Genomic DNA, 17,802 nt, shown 5'->3' on the forward strand with positions numbered 1-17,802 from the left:
TCAGGCCCCGGGGGGCTGGAGCCGGTCGGCGAGGGCCTTGAAGCCGGCCCACGGCTGTTGCGGGGGCCGCGCGTCCCAGACCTTCTGGGACAGCGCGGCCAGCGGCAGCCGGATCCCGTCGGCCACCTGGGCCTGGGTCTGGGCCCCGGCGAGGTCGCTCCAGACGGCGAGCCGGGCACCCAGGACCTGCGGCCCGTAGCGGGCGGGCACGGGGGTGGTCCCGCGCAGGACCAGCGGGGTCCACTCCTCGTAGATCCGCCGGCCGGTGGGGTACGTGAACTGGTTCGGCTGCCCCAGCACGTAGTAGAGGTACTCGTCGTTCAGGTTGACGACCTTGCGGCCTTCGGCGAGGTACGAGACCGGCGGCCGGGCCCCGCTCTCGCGGCCGGTCCAGTACTCGACCTGGATGTCCTGCGCGGGCCGCGCCACCCCGCCCGCGAACACGCCGTCGTTCCACGCCTTGGGCACCCTGCCCGCCGGGCGCACCACGCCCGCGCGGTCGTTCAGCCAGCCCGTGGCGAGGTCCTGCACGGTCGCGGAGGGCCCGTACCGCTGCCGTGCGGCCTGCGCCAGCTTCGGGAAGGAGGCCTGCGGGTCGCGGTAGACCAGCGCCTGGTACTCGTCGGCCCCCAGGTGCCAGGTGGTGCCCGGGAACAGCGGCAGGTACTCGCGGAGCAGTTCGTCGACGAGCCGGGCCGCGGCCGGGTTCGAGATGTCCACGGCACCCTTGACCGCCCGGCCCTGTACGTCGCGCAGCTGTAGGTCGGGGTGGGCGCGCAGCACCGCGCCGAGGTGGCCCGGGGAGTCGATCTCGGGGACGACGGCGATGTGCAGGCGGGCGGCGAGCTCGTTGATCCGCCGGACCTCCGCCTTGGTGAGGTGGGGGGTGGAGACGATCTCGGGGTGGGTGTCGGACTGGATCCGGAAGGCCTGGTCGTCGGAGAAGTGCAGGCCGAGCTGGTTGAGCTTGAGGTCGGCCATCTCGCGCAGCCGGGCCTCGATCCAGTCCGCGGTGTAGTTCTTGCGGGCGGTGTCGAGGTTCAGGCCGCGCTGCGGCTTGGCCGGCGCGTCGCGCACGGTGCCCTCGGGGGCCGAACCGGCCGCTTTCACCGCCTGCTTGAGGGTCCGGGTGCCGTAGAAGACGCCGGCCTGGTCGGGGCCGGTGACGCGGGCGCGGCCGTCCTTCACGGTCAGGGTGTACGACTCGGCGGGCCCGGAGTCCGGTGCGGCGAGGGCGAGTTCGACGTCCCCGGGGCGTGCGGCGGCCGTGTCGGTGAAGCCGAGCCGGAGTTCGCCGGCGAGCAGCCTGCCCTCGTCGGCGAGGGCCGCGCTGTTCGCCGCGGGTACGACGACCCGCGCGCCGGGGACCGGCTTCCATCCGGGGCCGCGGGCAGGGGTGTGCTCGCGTACGGCCGGGATGGTGCGCGGGGCGGAGGACAGCGGGTAGGAAGGGGTCGGCGAGGGGGCGGCCTCCGCGGCGGTGCCGGGGGTCTGCCCGGTCGGGGCGGCGGGGCCGGTCGGGGCGGCGCCCGGTCCGCGGCCGTCGCCCGAGGCGGCGGTGCAGGCGGGGACGGCAAGGGCGATCAGCGCGGCGGCCGTGGCCGTCGCGAGGGAGTGGCTCCTCCTGTGCTGCCCGAACCGCCTCATGATGTGTGCTGCCGGAAACCGCCTCATGTCGAACCCGTGCCTCCCGTACCAACGTGGCACGGGAGGCACGGGCTCGCGACTCGGCGCGGGTCTCACGCGGCCGGCGCCCCGGCCCCGTCGTGCGCGGCGAGCTCGGCGAGGGCGGCGCCGGCGAAGCCGTGGTCCTGCTCGGGGGCGGCACCGCCCACGCCGACGGCGCCGATGATCCGGCCCTCGCGGTGGACGGGCAGCCCGCCGGCGACGAACAGCAGCGGCCGGTCGAGGGCGGTGGGCAGGGTGTGGAACGGCCCGTCGGGGCGGACGGCGTCGACCAGGTCCGCCGTGGGGGCGTTCAGCTGGAGGGCGGTGAAGGCCTTGCGGGTGCTGGTCTCGCCGGAGATCAGTACGGCCCGGTCGTCGCGGCGGAAGGCGAGCAGGTGGCCGCCCGCGTCGAGGACGGTGATGCTGACGGTGGCACCGGCCGCTTCGGCGGCGGCCCGGGCGGCGGAGACGAGCAGTTCGGCGTCGTCCGTGGTCAGCGGGGCGACGGCGGTGCGGCGGGGGCGGGTGGCGGTGGCCATGGCGGGGTTCTCCTGGGGGTGGTGCGGTCGGGTGACGGCATGGCGGTGTGAGGGGCGGCGGGGTGCCGTGTGCGGCGGTGTGCCGTGTGCGGTGGGTCAGTGGCCGGCTGCTGCGGGCGCCGTGGCGCCCCGGGCGGCCGGGGAGGCAGCGGCGATGCGCCCCGGGCGGGGGGCCGTACGCCGCTCCAGCGCGCCGGAGACGAGGGCGAGGACCAGGGCGGAGCCGGCGAGGGCGGCGCCGACCCAGTTCGGGGCGGTCCAGCCGAATCCGGCGGCGATGACGAGCCCGCCCAGCCAGGCGGCGAGGGCGTTGCCGAGGTTGAAGGCGCCGATGTTGACGGCGGAGGCCAGGGTGGGCGCGCCGGCGGCCTGGTCGAGGACCCGCTTCTGCAGCGGCGGCACGGTGGCGAAGCCGAGGGCTCCGACGAGGACGAGGGTGACGGCGGCGCCGGCCTGGGAGTGGGCGGTCAGCGTGAAGAGGGCCAGGACGAGGGCCAGTGCGCCCAGGGAGGCGTACAGCATCGGCATCAGCGCCCGGTCGGCGAACCGGCCGCCGAGGAGGTTGCCGGCGACCATGCCGAGGCCGAAGAGGACGAGGAGCCAGGTGACGGAGGTGTCGGCGAAGCCGGCGACCTCGGTCATCATCGGCGTGATGTAGGTGACGGCCGCGAAGACGCCGCCGAAGCCGAGGACGGTCATGGCCATCGCGAGCAGCACCTGGACGTTCCTGAAGGCGGCCAGCTCGTGGCGGATCCGGACGCCCTCGGGCCGGGGCAGGTCCGGCACGAGGCGGGCGATGCCGAGCAGGCCGAGCACGCCGAGGGCGGCGACGATCAGGAAGGTCGTGCGCCAGCCGAGGGTCTGGCCGACGAGGGTGCCGAGGGGGACGCCGACGACGTTGGCCACGGTCAGGCCGGTGAACATCATCGCGATGGCTCCGGCCTTCTTCTCGGGGGCGACGAGCTCCGCGGCGACGACCGATCCGATGCCGAAGAAGGCTCCGTGGGCGAGGGAGGCGACGACGCGCCCGGCCAGCATGACGCCGAAGACGGGGGCGAGCGCGGAGAGCACGTTGCCGGCGACGAACAGGCACATGAGGAGCATCAGCATGCGCTTGCGGGGGATGCGCGTGCCCAGGACGGTCATCAGCGGGGCGCCGAGGACGACGCCGAGTGCGTATCCGGTGACGAGGAAGCCGGCGGTCGGGATGGAAACGCCGTAGTCGGCGGCGACCTCGGGGAGCAGGCCCATGATCACGAATTCGGTGGTGCCGATCCCGAAGGCTCCGATGGCCAGGGCGAGCAGTGCGAGAGGCATGAGGGGAGGTGCCCTTCAGGGGTGGGGGTGGTACGGCCCGGCCAGCAGCACAGAACGGTTGCGATCGCCGATTGCCTGCGTCCACATTAATTGCAGACGCGCGATATTTGCAAGCGCGGGCTATTGCGCTCGTCGCCTATCCTGGAGGCACCCGCGTACGGGGAACCGGCCCGGACCGGGGCCTGCGAAGACCGGGATCTGCAAGGGGCCCGGGGATCTGCAAGGGCCCCGGGATCTGCAAGGAGGAGCGCCCATGACGGCCACGGACAGCGCACTGACCGCCCTCGCCCAGGGCTGGTGCGCCCTCTCCCTGTTGCACGGGCGGATCGAGGCGCACATCGAGCGGGCCCTACAGGCCGAGCACGGGCTGAGCGTCCGCGAGTACTCGCTGCTCGACGTCCTCAGCCGCCAGCACAACGGTCCGGGCGGCCACCTGCGCATGAACCAGGTCGCCGACGCCGTGGTCCTCAGCCAGAGCGCCACCACCCGGCTGGTCAGCAGGCTGGAGGACCGCGGGCTGCTGGGCCGCTATCTCTGCGACACCGACCGGCGCGGCATCTACACCGACGTCAGCGCGGCCGGCCTGGCGCTCCTGGCCGCGGCCCGGCCGACCAACGACACCGCCCTGCGCGAGGCCTTGGACGAGGCCAGGCGCAAGCCCGAGCTCGCCCCGCTCGTCGCTGCCGTGGAAAACATCCGGCCCGGCGCGGGCACCCCCGCGGTTGGGGCATGATCGAGGGATGTCTGAACGGATCATTGCCGCCTGCGACGGGGCGGCGAAGGGCAATCCCGGGCCGGCCGGATGGGCGTGGGTCATCGCCGACGCCGAGGGCCGCCCGGAGCGCTGGGAGGCCGGCCCGCTGGGCCGCGCCACCAACAACGTGGGCGAACTGACCGCCCTGCAGCGGCTGCTGGAGGCGCTCGACCCGGGGACGGCCGTCGAGGTGCGGATGGACTCGCAGTACGCGATGAAGGCCGTCACCCAGTGGCTCCCCGCCTGGAAGCGCAACGGGTGGAAGACCGCCGCGGGCAAGCCGGTGGCCAACCGGGAGCTGGTCGAGCGCATCGACGAGCTGCTGACGGAGCGGGACGTGGAGTTCCGTTACGTCCCCGCGCACCGAACCGACGGCGACCGGCTGAACGCCATCGCCGACCAGGCCGCCAGCGACGCGGCCGTCTCCCAGGAAGCCGCCGGCACCGCGCTCGGCCACACCGACCTGCCCGTGCCGGAGCCCGGCCGCGCCGCCCCCGCCCGCCGGCCCTCCGGCACCCCGGCGAAGAAGTCGGCTGCCGGCCGCGGCCGCGCCTCCGTGAAGGCGAAGTTCCCCGGCAGCTGCCCCTGCGGGAAGCCGTACGCCTCCGGCGAGACCATCGCCAAGGTCGGCGCCCGCTGGGGACACCTCGCCTGCGCCACCGCCCCCGGCCCGGCCGCGGACTAGCGGACCCAGCAGCCCAGCCAGCGGCCCCGGCCTAGCCCGGCCTACTCGCGCTGGGGCTCGGGGAGCGGAACGGCGAGGACTGCACCGGGGTCCCCGTCGGCGCCGCCGGCGGGAACGGGGACCCCGACGGGGTGGCCGGGGGTGCCGACCGCGTCCCGGACGGGCCCGGCGACGCACCGGGCGACGGCGTCGACCGGGTCCCCTGCGTCGTGGGCGGGGACGACGGCACCGCCGACGGGCCCGGGCTGCCGGACGGACCCGGCCCCGGGCCGGGGGAACCCGGGTCGGGCGGGGAAGCCGGCGGCACCGGGCGGGTGGGCGGCGCGTCCGGGGCCAGGACGGCGTAGCCGGCCACGGCCGCGGCCGCCGCGGCCAGTCCCGCCAGCGGCACCGCCCAGCGCCGCGACCGCAGCCACACCACGGGGGCCGGCCGCCGGGTGTGCGGCCCCGGCGGCGCCGCGGGGCGCAACTCGCGGACGGTGACCGAGGCCGCCCGGGCGTCGAGGGCGGCCCGCAGCCTGCGCTCGACCGGTCTTTCGCCCGCGGTCCCGACGGGGCGCTCGCCGTACGTCATATGCGTCCCTCCAGAATCCGTTCCAGCGCGTCCAGGGCACGGCTCGCGTTCGACTTCACCGCGCCCCGGCTGATCCCGAGGGTGGTGGCGATCTCCGCCTCGCTCAGTTCCGCCCAGTAGCGCAGTACGAGGACCTGCCGGCGGCGGGGAGTGAGCCGGGCGAGCGCGGCGAGGACCTCGCGGTGGGCCTCGTCGAGGACCACGTGCTCCTCCGCGGACGGCAGGTCCCGCGCCGGGGGCGGGGTCCAGGCGCGGGCCGTGCGCCTGCGCCGCAGGACGGACCGGGAGGTGTTGACCACGGCCGTGCGCAGGTAGCCCAGGGCGTTGTCGACCTCGGCGATGTGCTCCCCGTGGCGGCGGTACAGGGCGGTGAAGGCGTCCTGCACCACGTCCTCGGCGGTGGCCAGGTCGTCGACGAGCAGGACGGCCAGGCGGACCATCGGCAGCCGGTGGGCGTGGTAGAGCTCGGAGACCGTCGGGCGCGGCGGATCCCCGTGGTCGGCCCAGGTGCTGTCGTACGCGGACCCGCCCCGGCGGGCGGACCCGGCTCCGTACGGCGGTGCGGCGGCCGCCGCCGGGGCGGCGGCGGTCGGGGCGGCAGCGGTCGGGGCGGGCCGTGCGCGGCGCAGCGCCCACGCCCGCAGGCCCCACCACGCCCGGCGGAGGCCGGGCGCGAGGGGCCGTGCGAGGGGTACTGGTGGTGCGAGGTGGAGCACGGGCGTCCTCAGCCGTTCGCGCGGCGCCGGACGGCGTACAGGGTCCCGCCACCAGCGGCCAGGAGTACGGCCGCGCCGGCCCCCAGGGCGACGTTGGTCGCGGAGGATCCGGTCTGCGCGAGCTCGCCGCCGGCGGGCGAGGAGGTCGCGGACGGCGCCGCGCTCGGCACCGCGCTCGGAGAAGCGCTCGGGGCGGGGGTGGCGCTCGGGGCGGCCGTCGGGGGGACGCTGACCGAGGGCGTGGGTCGGCCGCCCGGGGCGGTGCTCGGCGGCGCGCTCGGCACGGCGCTCGGAGCCGTGCTCGGCACCGGGCTCGGCGGCACGCTCCGCGTCGCGGTCGGCACGGGCGAGGGCGTGGCCGTGGGCGCCGGCCCGGCGGACGCCCTCCCGGCGAGGACGGCCGCCGCCCCGGCGGCCACGGCGACGGCGGCGGCCACCCGGCGCAGCGGCGGGCGGGAGGGCACGGGAACGCGCTTGAGGTTGGTCACGGTGGTTCTCCACGGTCGGGTCGAGGGCGCGGAACGACGCCCTTCACCCCCGCACGACGCGCGACCCCCCGGGAGGTTGCCGCTCTCTGCAGAAAAGTTTCCGCGGACTTCCGGCCGGGCGGCGCGGGTCCGGGACGCCCCCGGTCTCGACACGCCCGGTCTCACTCCGCCGACAGCGGGATCCGGCGCACGACCTCGAAGCTGAGGTTGCCGTACGCGGTGAAGAAGGGCGCGGCCGCGAGCTCGGTGGCCCCGCTCGCCTCCCGGGCCAGGACCTTGGACCGGCGGGCCGTGCGGTCGAGGTCGGGCGCGTGCCGGCGGCCCAGCCGGACGGTGCGCGCCACCCCGTCCGCGCGCACGTTCAGGAAGCAGTCCCACAGGCCCGGCGGGAGCGGGTCTCCCCCGGCCACCGTGGCGAGGTCGATCTCCGCCTGGAACCCGGCCATGTCCAGTTCCCGATCGTGCTCGGCGAGGTCGGGGGCCGGGCACGGGGCGGCGGGCACTGCGTACTCGCGTCCCGTCTCCCGCTCGCGCAGGACGAGTTCGCTGTCCATGCGGTCCGTGCCGAGGCTCTGGATGTAGGCGTGCCCGGTCAGCCGTACCCGGCGGCCCTGCCAGGTCAACGACGCCAGCTGGTGCCGGGCCTTCAGCTGCCCGGTCACGTCGAAGAGCACGTCGGGCAGGCCCGCGGCCGGATCCCGGAAGAGGGGGTAGCAGCGGTACACGCGGCCGTTCTCGACGACCTCCCGTGGCGCCGGCTCCTTCGCCGGGTCGTACTCCATCAGCTGCTCGAAGGCGGGGAGGGGGCCACAGGCGAAGGCGTACAGCCGGATCCAGTCGATCCGCGGCAGTTCGCCGCCCATGTCGGGGGTCCAGTACGTTTCGACGAGCGTCCGCGCCCGCGCATAGACCTCGGCCGTGTAAGCGGGGTCGCCGTGGCGGGCGGCGACGGCCGGCCGCAGGGCCGTGCGCAGCAGGCTGCGGAAGTGGCGGCCGAGCATCCGGCGCCGTCCCACCGGGTGCTGGACGCGGCCGGCGACCAGCGCCATGACGCGTTCGATGTGGGCGACGGTCTCGTGGGCGGTGCGGGTGCGCGAGGTGAGGTTGCCGCCGTCGTCGCGGCGGCGCAGGTAGTAGCAGTCGTAGTCGCCGACCACGGATATCTTCCCGGCGGCCAGGAAGACGGAGGTGACGAAGATCTGGTCCTCGCCGTACCAGAGGTCCTCCGGGTAGCGCAGCTGCGCGTTCTCGATGGTCGTGCGGCGCATCAGCTTGGCCGAGTGCAGCGAGCGGTAGACCTCCGAGGTGTAGAGGTCGGCCTCGGGGGCGTGTTCGTGGGCCTTCTCGGAGACGGTCCGGCCGAGGCCGACCTGCCTGGCGAGGACGAGGTCGCTGCCCTGGGCGTCGGCCATGGCGAGCAGCCGTTGGAGGGCCTCGGGGCCCAGCATGTCGTCGGCGTCGGCGAAGAAGACGTACCGGCCGCGGGCCAGGTCGAGGGCGCGGTTGCGCGGTCCGCCGGGGCCGCCGGAGTTCGGCTGGTGCAGCACGCGGATCTGCGGGTGGCGGGCGGCGAAGCGGTCGAGTTCGGCACCGCTGCCGTCCGTCGAGCCGTCGTCGACCGCGATGACTTCCAGACGTTCGGGCCCGAGACCCTGCGCCATGACCGATTCGAGGCATTCGGTCAGGTACGGCATCGCGTTGTAGACGGCGATGATCACGGACACATCGGGCACGAACTGGTGGTACATGCCCCGAGCATAGGGTTCACCGCGCACTGCTCCCGCAGCCGGGACCCGGCCGCGGCGGCGGGCCGGGGGTCAGGAGCCGGCCGGGACCAGGACGACGGCCGTGCCGTACGCGCACACCTCGGTGCCCACGTCGGCGGCCTCGGTCACGTCGAACCGCATCATGAGCACGGCGTTCGCGCCGCGGGCCTTGGCCCCCTCGATGAGCCGTTCCATGGCCTGGTTGCGGGTCTCGACCAGGGTCTTGGTCAGGCCCTTCAGCTCGCCACCGATCATCGACTTCAGGCCGGCGCCGATCTGGCTGCCCAGGTGGCGGGAGCGGACGGTGAGGCCGAAGACCTCCCCGATCACCCGCTCCACCCGGTATCCGGGGGCGTCGTTGGTCGTCACGACCAGGACTCCGGTCTGCTGGGCCCCGGGGCCGCCGGTGTAGTCGTCGATACCCATGGCACCCACTGTGGCGGCGGGCCCGCGGCCGCGCATCCGCAGCGCGGCCCATCGGGTGCCGGGTCGGTGTCGGCTCAGCCGGGCGGCCGGGCCTGACTCGTGGGCCGGGACCGCCACCTGGGCGCGGCCCGACCGCGGCTGCCGGTACGGCTCGCTCCGCTGCCGGACCGCGTGACTACGCCCCGGGTTGTATGCGGGGGCCGTCCTGCGGTGTAGGTGGTTTCACCCTGCGGACGGGTGAGCGGGGCGGCCCCGTCCGCGTACATTCGCCGTGCCGGCGGTGTCCGGCCACGGCCCTGGGATCCGGGGCCCTGCGGCGAGGCCGTGCCCGTACGGGGGGCGGGCACGGCCCACGTACACCAGAGCGATACATGTTGGGCATTTCGGGCGAAATGACGGTGCGTCATCGGGGCGGCTGGATGCGCTCTCGTCATAGTCGTCCCTGGCGACCGCCCGGTCGCCGCTCCGGACCGCGGCGCATCGCGGCCGGGCGGATGCCTTCGCAGAGGAGCCTGCACATGCTGAAGCCCACCAGGGCCGTCATCGCTCTCGCCGCCGGAAGCCTGGTGCTCGGCTTGGGCGGCGCGGGCGCCGCCGTCGCGGACGGCGGCCACAGCGACGACGGGCCGTCGCACGACCTCCGCCTGGTCGAACCGAAGAACGGGTCGTCGGGGAAGTACGACGGCCGGCACTACACCGTCGGCAAGGTCGTCTCCCGTGGCTCGCTGAAGGTCAGGAGCCTTCCGACGGCCGACTCGCGCTCCGTCGGCGAGGTCAGGTCGGACCGCAAGGTCGCGATCCTGTGCAAGGTGAAGGGCCAGAAGGTCGACGGCAACGACATCTGGTACCGCCTCCTGGTGGAGGAGCACGAGGACTCCCACCAGGGCCAGGAGGACAAGGACAAGGAAAAGGACAAGAAGGAGGACGAGAAGGAGAAGGGCGGCAAGGACGAGGAGCGGGAGGACGAGCGCGACGAGCAGGAGCAGCTCGACGAGCAGGACCAGGAGGACCAGGAGGACCAGCGCGAGGAGGACCTCGGCGCTGACGCCGACGAGGAGACCGACGCAGAGGCCGAGGAAGGGACCGAGGAAGACCTGGAGGACGAGCTCGCAGAGGACTCCGACGAGGAGGCCGCCATGTCCGCCAAGCGGGCGAACGCCGGCAAGGAGAGCAAGAAGGCCTGGGTCGCGGCCCGTTACGTGAAGAACCTGGACCGGGTGGGCTCCTGCGACTGACCCCGGCCCGCCGGGACTCCCCCGCTCCCCAGCTCCCCGGCTCCTCCGACCGCCCGGTCCTTCGACCGCCCGGTCAGTCCTCCGGGCGTACGGCACGCGGCCCCACGCACTGCGCTCCGTACGCCCGGACCCGGGACCGCAGTTCCCGGTCCGCCGTGACCACGGTGCAGTCGCGCCCGCTTCCCGCGAAGGTCGCCACCAGTTCCACGATCCGGTCGTCGCCGCTGCCGGGCGCCGAGTCCACCCGTACTCCGGGCACCGACTCGACCCCCCGGGCGGCGCCCTCCACGACGAGGACGACCTCCTCGCCCGCCACCAGGTCCCGCCGGGCCAGCCGGTCGCGCAGCCGCTCGGCCGCGCCCCGCCGGTCGCGCCACCAGCCGTCCGGGACGGACCCGACGACATTGGCGCCGTCCACGATCAGCACGCTCACGGTCCCAGTATGAGCGGCGGGCTAGAAGTCGCCGTAGTTGACCTGCCAGGTGGGCAGGCCCATCCGGCGCCAGACCGCGACCACCCGGTCCCGGTCGTCCAGCGACACCCGGACCGCGAACCGGTGCCGCACGTGCGCGTCGAACAGTTCGGCCTTCACGACGTCGTCGCGGCGCGTGTCCCCGGCCGGACGCATCCACAGCTCGTCGTACGGCACCCCGTGACGGGCGAGCCACGCCTCGGTCTGCGGGCGGTGCTCCTCGCCCCGCCCGGACAACAGCACGATCGTGTCACCCTCGGCGCGCCGGAAGGCGTCCAGCGCGTAGCGCACCGGCTCGTTCAGTTCGTCGATCTCGCAGCGCGAGAAGTCGTACGGGTTGCGGGCTCCGGTCAGCGCGAGGGTGCCGTCGATGTCGCACATCACCGCCGGGGGCAGGGACGGGTCGGCCACGTACGGCTGCACGGCCGGTTCGTCGTTCAGCCAGTCCGCGGTGAGCCGCCACCCGCCCTTGCGCGCCTTGGCGTGCTTGTCGGCGAGGATCCGGATGACCTCCTCGCCGACGGGTCGCTCGCGCTCGGCGTCACGGCGCAGGCACTCCTCCAGCGGCACGTGGGTGAAGTCGTGCACGACGAAGGCGGCCCGGCCGGCGACCGCGGCCTTGAGTCGTTTGGGTATGTGCGAGGTCAGGTGGGTGTTGTCGACGACGACGTCGAAGCCGTCCTCGACGGCGGCACTGACCGCGGCGTCCTGGATGGCCAGGACGGTCTGCTCGTGCCGGTACGAGCGGCCCCGCTCGGGGTCGGGGACGTCGAGCATGGTGCGCAGGTCGTCGAGGTTGACGCGGCGCATCCGGCCGGCGGCCTCGGCCTGCAGGGTGCGCGCGGCGGTGGTCTTCCCCGACGCCGGCAGCCCCGTCATGACGTGGACGACGGGCCGTACGGGCTCTTCGGGTCGTGCGGACACTGGTCAGTTCTCCTCATCGGTCGTGAACGGGTCGGACGCCTGCGGCCGCACGTGGCGCCACACGACGAGCTCGGTGGGACGGTTGTCCAGACGCAGGAACGCCGCCGCGCGGATCCCGCTGTCGGGCAGCGCCTTGGCGGCGCGCGCGAAGGCGCCCCGGTCGGAGGCGAGGGGCGCCAGCCGGCCGAAGGCCTCGTCGATGGCCTGCTCGCGCCGTGCGGCCTCGTCCTCGAGGCGGTCGATGACCGCGCGCACCCAGGCGTCGAACTCGTCCGGCACCTGTTCCAGCAGCGCGTCCAGCGGCTTGCCTCCCGAGGCCTCCACCTCGGCGAGGGTGCAGCCGAGCGCCTGCGCGACCTGCTTGGCGGGCAGGCCGGCGAAGCGCTGGATGCCGTGGCTGCGCCAGATGTCCCGTTCCGTGACGCCGGTCAGCACCTTGTGCAGGCGTACGTATTCGGACAGCTTGGCCTTCGCGCGCACTCCGGAGGCGAAGCGCAGCACGAACCCCTCCGCATCGGTACCGGTGGCGGCGCGGCCGCCGGGCATCGTGCTCGCCTCGGTGAGCGCGACGAGCTCGTCGATCGGCATCGCGGGCCACAGGGTGACGACCGATCCGATCCCCTCCCAGTGGCCGGCGGCCTCGGCGAGCGGGACCTCCGTGCCGTCGGGGCCGAAGGCGGCGAGGAGCACCAGGTCCCGGCGGTCGCCGTAGTCGACGACGATACGATTCTGCGGGTACAGGATCTCGGCGAGGTAGGTCGTGCCGGGCACGAGGGCCGAGGTGTCCCGGCCGTCGAGGCGGCGCTGCGCCCAGACCGCCTGCGTGCTGATGAACGACCCCTTGGACGCGACCCGCCAGGCGCCCGCGTAGTGGAACACCACCGCGAGGCTGCCGTCGACCTTCTCGTACACCTCGAACGGCTCGTCGGGCAGGGCCGGGGCGTAGGGCTGTCCGGACTCGTGCTCGCCGACGTTGAAGAACTTCGGCAGCGGCAGCGCGACGACGGCACCCGTGGTGTCGTCGGCGACGAGCCCGCGGCAGCGGACGGTCACCTGGTTCCAGACCCGCTCGTACTGTGCCGTCCGGGTGTAGGTGTAGATGGACAGCGGCAGTTCGGGGTGTGGCTTGCGGCTGACGTAGCCGGCGTCGATGGCTGCCGCCAGCTCCTGCCGCGGCATCAGGTCGTCCAGAGTCAGGTAGGCCTGATTGTGGCCCATGGGGTCCCTCCCGTTTCGAGATGTCTCATTCTCGACTGCGGGAGGGAGTGCCCGGTACCGAATTACCGCTGGTCGCGGGGGTGCGGTCAGCGTGGCGGCCCTGGTGGGGTCATTCGGACACGCAGAGTTCGTTGCCCTCCGGGTCGGTCAGGGTGGTCCAGACGAACGGGCCCTGGCGGCCGTCGTGCAGGAAGGTGGCGCCCCGGTCGATCAGGCGCTCGACGACCGCCTTCGGGTCGTCGGTGCCGGTGCGGACGTCGAGGTGGACGCGGTTCTTCACGGTCTTCGGTTCGGGGACGAGCTGGAAGAGGACCCGCGGGGCGCGGTCGGCGCCCTCGGGGTGGCGGATGGCGGTGCCCGCCTTCCAGACGAGCCTGCCGCGGTGGGTGGTGGTGTCGTCCTCGGAAGCATGCCCCGCTGCGACGGTCCGGCGGATGAATTCCTCGTCCGTGGGCTCGACTTCCCAGCCGAGGGCTTCCGCCCACCAGTCGGCGAGGGAGTGCGGGTCGGTGCTGTCGATGGTCACCTGGAACGTGTAGGCCATGGAGCCGACCCTACCGAGGGGCACTGACAACGCCATGGAACGGACGCTGCGGGTGCTGGGCGGATGGCTGTTCCCGCCGCGGGACGGCGGCGGGGGCGGTGCGCACGGGGTGCTGCCCCCGCTGCTGATCGGGCTGACGTTCGTGAGCGGGCTCGTCGACGCGGTGAGCTTCATCGGCCTCGACCAGGTGTTCGTGGCGAACATGACCGGCAACGTGGTCCTGCTCGGCTTCGCGCTCGCGGGCGACCGGCAGTTCTCGGCCGCCGCCTCCCTCCTGGCGCTCGCGGCCTTCACCGCCGGGGCGGCGGCGGCCGGGCGGACCCGCCGCGGCCACCCGGCCGGACGGCTGTTCGGGCCGCTGATGGCAGTACAGGCCGTGCTGGTGGCGGGCGCGCTCGCGGTGTCCGCGGCGGGCGCGGGTCGGCTGCCCGCGGTGGGATTGCTCGCGCTCGGCATGGGCGTGCAGAACGCCGTCGTGCACCGACTGGCCGTACCCGATCTGACGACCACGGTCGTCACCCGTACGCTGACGGGGCTGGCCGCGGACCGGCGGGGGCCCGCCGCGGTACGGCGGCTGGTGTCGGTCGCGGCCCTGTTCTGCGGTGCACTGGCCGGCGCCCTGCTGACGCTGCACCACGGCCCCTGGCCCGCCCTGGCCCTGACGGTCGGCCTGCTCGCGTGGACCGCGGTGGCGGGCAGAGCCGCTGCCGGCCCGCCCGCGGGGCGGGTCACCGGCCGCCCGGGCGGGTGACGGCAAGGGCGGCGAAGGCGGCGAACGTCAGCAGCCATGCGCCCACGGCGATCCACAGGAGCACCTCCCCCCACCGGAACAGCCAGCCGACGCCGGTCGGTCCGGCCGCCGACAGGCAGGCGGTGGCCGTCATGCCGAGCGGGAACACGGTCGCCCAGCGCCGGAGCTCGTAGTGCGGGCGCCAGCTGCGCAGTTCGGCGGCCAGCAGGAGCACGTACCAGGCGAGGGCCAGGGCGAGGGCGGCCAGCGTGGCCCAGTGCAGCGCCGTGGGCAGCGGGCCGGTCCAGGGCACCGCCGTGAGCTTCGAGCCGGCCAGGGCGGAAATGGCCAGCGCGCCGCCCGCCACCCAGTGGTCGCCCGCTCCGCGCACCACCTCGCGCAGGTCGAACCGGGTGAAGGCGTCCCCGTAGAAGAACAGTCCGAGACAGAAGGCGGCCAGCGCCGCCCGGGCGAGCCAGTCGCCGAGGCCGGCGAGGGCCAGGGTCGCGGCCAGGACGGCGAGCCCCTGGGTGGCCACGCAGACGAGGAACACCGCTCCGGCCATCTGCCGCTTCCAGTGGCGCATGACGGCGAACGTCAACCCCGGCCACAGTGCCGCGGCCAGCGCCAGCAGGGCGGCCGCGGCCGTCTGTCGGCCCAGCATCGAGATCCGCGAGCCGAGCACGGCGGTGGCGGCCACGGCGGTCAGCGCCGCCGGGGTGTAGGCGGCGGCCCGGAACCGCGGCCGGTCACAGACCAGCCGGCAGGTGAAGGCGAAGGCGAGGAGCAGCCAGAGCGCCCCGGCGACGGCCAGTGCGGCCAGGGAGAGCGCCTCCCGGCCGATCAGGTGCAGGCCGACGGAGAGGATGCCGGGGGCCAGGACGGCGCCGCCCGCGGCGGGGGGCAGTTCCCTGCACCATGCGAGGCCGGGCAGGCGGCGCAGCCGCTCCACCACCCGCACGCCGGCCGCCCGCGTCAGCCCTCCTGGGCCCGCGCGGCCGTCAGGGTGAGCATGGCCCCCTCGGGATCGCGGACGGTGACCCAGCGCTCGGTGGCGCTGGAGACGATCGTCGACAGGGTGGTCCCCCCGGCCGCGATGGCCGCGTCGATGGCCTCGTCGAGGTCCGCGACGCCGAAGTAGACGTGCCAGCGGGGCCTCGACTCCGGGGCGTGCGAGGCGGCGTCGGGGCCGAGTCCGCCGTTCAGCCGGGCGACGGGCTCGCCGGCCTGCCGCAGCACGACCTGGTCGTCCTCGTAGGAGACCTCGCAGCACCCGACGCGGCCGGTCGCCCATTCCAAGATCTCGCCGTAGAACATCGCGGACTCGAAGGCGTCGCGGGTGCGCAGTTCCAGCCAGGCCGGCGCGCGGCCGCGGCCCACGCGCCATTCGGAGGAGACCCGGCCCTCCCAGATGCCGAAGACCGCGCCGTCCCGGTCGGCCGCGACGGCGCCCCGGCCGCCGCCGGCGAAGGTGACGGGGCCGACCGCGATCGTGCCGCTGCGCTCGCGGATCCGGTCCGTGGCGACGTCGGCGTCGTCGACGGCGAAGTAGGGCGTCCAGGTCGGGGCGACGGCCAGGTCTCCGGCCAGCGCTCCGATGCCGGCGACGGCGACGCCGTCCAGCTCGGCGATGGTGAACGCGTCGCTCAGGCGGGCGGGCCGGAACTTCCAGCCGAGGACCGCGCCGTAGAACTCCTGGGCCTGCTGCAGATCGCGGGCCATCAGGCTCACCCAGCACGGGGCGCCGAAGACCTCTCTCGTAGAAATCTCCACGGTTCACGCTCCGTCCTTGTCCCGCCCCCATCCTCGCGTCAGGGGAGGTGGCCCGCACGTCGGGCGCAGCGACACGGAGACGCCTGTCCGCGCGCCCATCCGGTGGTGGTACCACCATCATGCGCCCCGCACCGGAGCGCCGTGTCTGAATTGATCCCCGTTGACCACTTTCTGTAGCGTGGCGGCTACTCCGGGCGGCTCGCCCGGCCCTCCCCTCCCCCTCCCTGCGACGGCGAGGGCTCCGACAGGAGGTGCAGCGGGTGCCGGCGGCGACGCGGACGACAGGACGGAAGGGCAGGGCGGCCCGGCACCCGGCGGTGCGCGGGGCGGAGTGGCTGGACGCGCGGCTGCCGCTGGCGGAGCTCACCCGTTCGGTACTGCGCAAGGTCTTCCCCGACCACTGGTCGTTCCTGCTGGGCGAGATCGCCCTGTACAGCTTCGTACTGCTGCTGCTGACCGGGGTGTACCTCACCTTCTTCTTCGACCCGTCGATGGCCGAGGAGGTCTACCGGGGCTCGTACGAGCCGCTGCAGGGCGTGCGGATGAGCCGGGCGTTCGACTCCACCCTGACGATCAGCTTCGACGTGCGGGGCGGGCTGCTGGTTCGCCAGATGCACCACTGGGCGGCCATCGTGTTCGTCGCCGCGATCGGGGTGCACCTGCTGCGCGTCTTCCTCACGGGCGCGTTCCGCAGGCCGCGCGAGCTCAACTGGACGATCGGCGTCACGCTCTTCCTGCTGGCGCTCCTGGAGGGGTTCGCCGGCTACTCGCTCCCCGACGACCTGCTGTCGGGCACCGGTCTGCGCATCGCCCAGGGGATCATGCTGTCGGTCCCGGTCGTCGGCACGTACCTGAGCATGCTCGTCTTCGGCGGCGAGTTCCCCGGCGAGGACATCGTGGCGCGGCTGTACGCCCTGCACATCCTGCTCGTCCCGGGCCTGCTGGTGGCCCTGGTCACCGTGCACGTGCTGCTGGTCTTCGCACTGAAGCACACCCAGTGGCCCGGCCGCGGCAGGACCGGCCGCAACGCCGTCGGCCTGCCCTTCTTCCCGAACTACGTGGCCAAGTCCGGCGGGCTGTTCCTCGCCGTGGCCGGCGTGCTCGCGGTCCTCGGGGGCGCCGCGCAGGTCAACCCGATCTGGGTGTACGGCCCCTACCGGCCGGACCTGGTCTCCACGGGCTCCCAGCCGGACTGGTACATCGGCTTCCTGGAGGGCGCGCTGCGGCTGATGCCGGGCGTGGAGACCCGTATCGCGGGCCACACCGTGAACTGGAACCCCCTGCTCACCGCGGTGGTCCTGCCGGGACTGCTGTTCGCGGTGCTGTACGCGTACCCCTACTTCGAACGCTGGATCACGCCCGGGCCGGGCGAGCGGCACCTGTGCGACCGGCCGCGCGACCGGCCGGTGCGCACGGGGCTGGCGGTCGGTGCGCTGTCCTGCTACGCCGTACTGCTCGTCGCGGGCGCCCAGGACATCGCGGCGTTCGTCTTCGACGTGCCGGTCGCCGCGGTGACCTGGACGCTGCGGGTGGCGTTCTTCGTCCTACCGGCGGCCGCGTTCTGGACCACCCGGCGGCTGTGCCTGGCGCTCCAGGCGCGGGAGGCCGCGGAGCTGGCCGGGGGCTCCGAGTCGGGGCTGGTGGTCCAGGGGGTGGAGGGCGGCTTCCACCCGCAGCACCGGGCGCTGTCGGCCGACGAACGGCACGGGATCCTCGTACGGGAGCGCCCCCAGCCCCTGCCGGCGGCGGGCCCGGAGCCCGCGGCCGGTGCGGGGCGGTTGCGGCGTCTGGCGCGGCGTACGCGGTCCGCACTCAGCGCCTGGTACTACGCCGACCGGGTCCACTACCCGCTGCCCCCCGGGCAGCGCCGCACGGTCGAGGACATCCTGGCCGGTCCGGACCGGCGGCCACCCGCGGACGGGGCCTGAGGGACCGGGGCTCGCGCCCCGGGCCGCGCCCGCGGCCCGACCCGG

At 74.5% G+C, this 17,802-nt stretch carries 19 protein-coding genes; 5 read left to right on the plus strand and 14 right to left on the minus strand.

The annotated features are described in order from the left end of the window. From ACFVGY_RS01410 to ACFVGY_RS01420, 3 genes are all read right to left on the minus strand, one after another. Positions 1-1,647 (minus strand): glycoside hydrolase family 20 protein, encoded by a 1,647-nt coding sequence (locus tag ACFVGY_RS01410; RefSeq protein ID WP_385669127.1) that lies wholly within the window; start codon positions 1,645-1,647, stop codon positions 1-3. 92 nt (positions 1,648-1,739) lie between these two features. Continuing rightward, on the minus strand, positions 1,740-2,207 hold the full coding sequence (locus ACFVGY_RS01415; protein WP_385669130.1) for a heme-binding protein: 468 nt from the start codon (positions 2,205-2,207) through the stop codon (positions 1,740-1,742). Positions 2,208-2,303: 96 nt separating this feature from the next. Beyond that, a complete protein-coding gene (locus ACFVGY_RS01420) occupies positions 2,304-3,524 on the minus strand; it encodes an MFS transporter (protein ID WP_385669133.1) in 1,221 nt (406 codons plus the stop codon). Positions 3,525-3,777: 253 nt separating this feature from the next. Between ACFVGY_RS01420 and ACFVGY_RS01425 the strand changes: the two genes are divergently transcribed. Beyond that, on the plus strand, positions 3,778-4,257 hold the full coding sequence (locus tag ACFVGY_RS01425; RefSeq protein ID WP_385669136.1) for a MarR family winged helix-turn-helix transcriptional regulator: 480 nt from the start codon (positions 3,778-3,780) through the stop codon (positions 4,255-4,257). A 7-nt stretch (positions 4,258-4,264) separates the two neighbouring features. Continuing rightward, on the plus strand, positions 4,265-4,963 hold the full coding sequence (locus tag ACFVGY_RS01430) for a ribonuclease H (RefSeq protein ID WP_385669140.1): 699 nt from the start codon (positions 4,265-4,267) through the stop codon (positions 4,961-4,963). A 31-nt stretch (positions 4,964-4,994) separates the two neighbouring features. Here ACFVGY_RS01430 and ACFVGY_RS01435 read toward each other — a convergent pair whose 3' ends face one another. The 5 genes from ACFVGY_RS01435 to ACFVGY_RS01455 form a co-directional block, all read right to left on the minus strand. Continuing rightward, on the minus strand, positions 4,995-5,537 hold the full coding sequence (locus ACFVGY_RS01435) for a hypothetical protein (RefSeq protein WP_385669143.1): 543 nt from the start codon (positions 5,535-5,537) through the stop codon (positions 4,995-4,997). Beyond that, on the minus strand, positions 5,534-6,253 hold the full coding sequence (locus tag ACFVGY_RS01440; protein ID WP_385669146.1) for an RNA polymerase sigma factor: 720 nt from the start codon (positions 6,251-6,253) through the stop codon (positions 5,534-5,536). The genes ACFVGY_RS01435 and ACFVGY_RS01440 overlap by 4 nt, the downstream gene beginning before the upstream one ends. Positions 6,254-6,261: 8 nt before the next feature. Further along, complete coding sequence (locus ACFVGY_RS01445) at positions 6,262-6,741, minus strand: LPXTG cell wall anchor domain-containing protein (protein ID WP_385669149.1); 480 nt, start codon at positions 6,739-6,741, stop codon at positions 6,262-6,264. Between the two features lie 161 nt (positions 6,742-6,902). Then, positions 6,903-8,489 carry a glycosyltransferase family 2 protein gene (locus ACFVGY_RS01450; RefSeq protein WP_385669152.1) on the minus strand — a complete coding sequence of 529 codons (1,587 nt, stop codon included), beginning with the start codon at positions 8,487-8,489 and terminating at the stop codon, positions 6,903-6,905. Between the two features lie 69 nt (positions 8,490-8,558). Beyond that, positions 8,559-8,933, minus strand: coding sequence for a YbjQ family protein (locus tag ACFVGY_RS01455; protein WP_385669155.1), 375 nt, complete (start codon positions 8,931-8,933; stop codon positions 8,559-8,561). 518 nt (positions 8,934-9,451) lie between these two features. Here ACFVGY_RS01455 and ACFVGY_RS01460 point away from each other — a divergent pair. After that, the gene (locus tag ACFVGY_RS01460; protein ID WP_385669158.1) at positions 9,452-10,168 is read left to right on the plus strand and encodes a hypothetical protein; all 717 of its coding nucleotides are present in this window, start codon (positions 9,452-9,454) and stop codon (positions 10,166-10,168) included. Positions 10,169-10,241: 73 nt separating this feature from the next. On the opposite strand, the gene ACFVGY_RS01465 is transcribed toward ACFVGY_RS01460, so the two are convergent. The 4 genes from ACFVGY_RS01465 to ACFVGY_RS01480 all read right to left on the minus strand — a co-directional run bounded on the left by ACFVGY_RS01465 (position 10,242) and on the right by ACFVGY_RS01480 (position 13,326). Beyond that, positions 10,242-10,601 (minus strand): NYN domain-containing protein, encoded by a 360-nt coding sequence (locus ACFVGY_RS01465; protein ID WP_385669161.1) that lies wholly within the window; start codon positions 10,599-10,601, stop codon positions 10,242-10,244. Positions 10,602-10,622: 21 nt separating this feature from the next. Then, positions 10,623-11,564, minus strand: coding sequence for an AAA family ATPase (locus tag ACFVGY_RS01470; RefSeq protein WP_385669164.1), 942 nt, complete (start codon positions 11,562-11,564; stop codon positions 10,623-10,625). Between the two features lie 3 nt (positions 11,565-11,567). Then, a complete protein-coding gene (locus ACFVGY_RS01475; RefSeq protein WP_385669167.1) occupies positions 11,568-12,782 on the minus strand; it encodes an RNA ligase in 1,215 nt (404 codons plus the stop codon). A 109-nt stretch (positions 12,783-12,891) separates the two neighbouring features. Next, positions 12,892-13,326, minus strand: coding sequence for a VOC family protein (locus ACFVGY_RS01480; RefSeq protein WP_385669170.1), 435 nt, complete (start codon positions 13,324-13,326; stop codon positions 12,892-12,894). Positions 13,327-13,360: 34 nt separating this feature from the next. Between ACFVGY_RS01480 and ACFVGY_RS01485 the strand changes: the two genes are divergently transcribed. Further along, on the plus strand, positions 13,361-14,077 hold the full coding sequence (locus ACFVGY_RS01485; RefSeq protein WP_385669173.1) for a YoaK family protein: 717 nt from the start codon (positions 13,361-13,363) through the stop codon (positions 14,075-14,077). Here the strand turns inward: ACFVGY_RS01485 and ACFVGY_RS01490 are convergent. Beyond that, positions 14,055-15,017: a hypothetical protein gene (locus ACFVGY_RS01490; protein WP_385669176.1), complete on the minus strand. Its 963-nt coding sequence runs from the start codon at positions 15,015-15,017 to the stop codon at positions 14,055-14,057. The two genes, ACFVGY_RS01485 and ACFVGY_RS01490, sit on opposite strands and share 23 nt — an antisense overlap. A gap of 14 nt (positions 15,018-15,031) precedes the next feature. After that, positions 15,032-15,829: a VOC family protein gene (locus ACFVGY_RS01495; RefSeq protein WP_385669179.1), complete on the minus strand. Its 798-nt coding sequence runs from the start codon at positions 15,827-15,829 to the stop codon at positions 15,032-15,034. 260 nt (positions 15,830-16,089) lie between these two features. On the opposite strand from ACFVGY_RS01495, the gene ACFVGY_RS01500 reads away from it, so the two are divergent. After that, positions 16,090-17,757, plus strand: a complete 1,668-nt coding sequence (locus ACFVGY_RS01500) for a cytochrome bc complex cytochrome b subunit (RefSeq protein ID WP_385669182.1) — start codon at positions 16,090-16,092, stop codon at positions 17,755-17,757. Positions 17,758-17,802: the final 45 nt, after the last annotated feature.

The organism is Streptomyces sp. NPDC127106 (assembly GCF_042677605.1).
Classification (GTDB): Bacteria; Actinomycetota; Actinomycetes; order Streptomycetales; family Streptomycetaceae; genus Streptomyces.

Bases quoted from the DNA above. Each gene is read 5' to 3' on its own strand.
- ACFVGY_RS01410 (WP_385669127.1), bottom strand. From the start codon at position 1,647: ATGAGGCGGTTCGGGCAGCACAGGAGGAGCCACTCCCTCGCGACGGCC.
- ACFVGY_RS01415 (WP_385669130.1), bottom strand. From the start codon at position 2,207: ATGGCCACCGCCACCCGCCCCCGCCGCACCGCCGTCGCCCCGCTGACC.
- ACFVGY_RS01420 (WP_385669133.1), bottom strand. From the start codon at position 3,524: ATGCCTCTCGCACTGCTCGCCCTGGCCATCGGAGCCTTCGGGATCGGC.
- ACFVGY_RS01425 (WP_385669136.1), top strand. From the start codon at position 3,778: ATGACGGCCACGGACAGCGCACTGACCGCCCTCGCCCAGGGCTGGTGC.
- ACFVGY_RS01430 (WP_385669140.1), top strand. From the start codon at position 4,265: ATGTCTGAACGGATCATTGCCGCCTGCGACGGGGCGGCGAAGGGCAAT.
- ACFVGY_RS01435 (WP_385669143.1), bottom strand. From the start codon at position 5,537: ATGACGTACGGCGAGCGCCCCGTCGGGACCGCGGGCGAAAGACCGGTC.
- ACFVGY_RS01450 (WP_385669152.1), bottom strand. From the start codon at position 8,489: ATGTACCACCAGTTCGTGCCCGATGTGTCCGTGATCATCGCCGTCTAC.
- ACFVGY_RS01455 (WP_385669155.1), bottom strand. From the start codon at position 8,933: ATGGGTATCGACGACTACACCGGCGGCCCCGGGGCCCAGCAGACCGGA.
- ACFVGY_RS01460 (WP_385669158.1), top strand. From the start codon at position 9,452: ATGCTGAAGCCCACCAGGGCCGTCATCGCTCTCGCCGCCGGAAGCCTG.
- ACFVGY_RS01475 (WP_385669167.1), bottom strand. From the start codon at position 12,782: ATGGGCCACAATCAGGCCTACCTGACTCTGGACGACCTGATGCCGCGG.
- ACFVGY_RS01480 (WP_385669170.1), bottom strand. From the start codon at position 13,326: ATGGCCTACACGTTCCAGGTGACCATCGACAGCACCGACCCGCACTCC.
- ACFVGY_RS01485 (WP_385669173.1), top strand. From the start codon at position 13,361: ATGGAACGGACGCTGCGGGTGCTGGGCGGATGGCTGTTCCCGCCGCGG.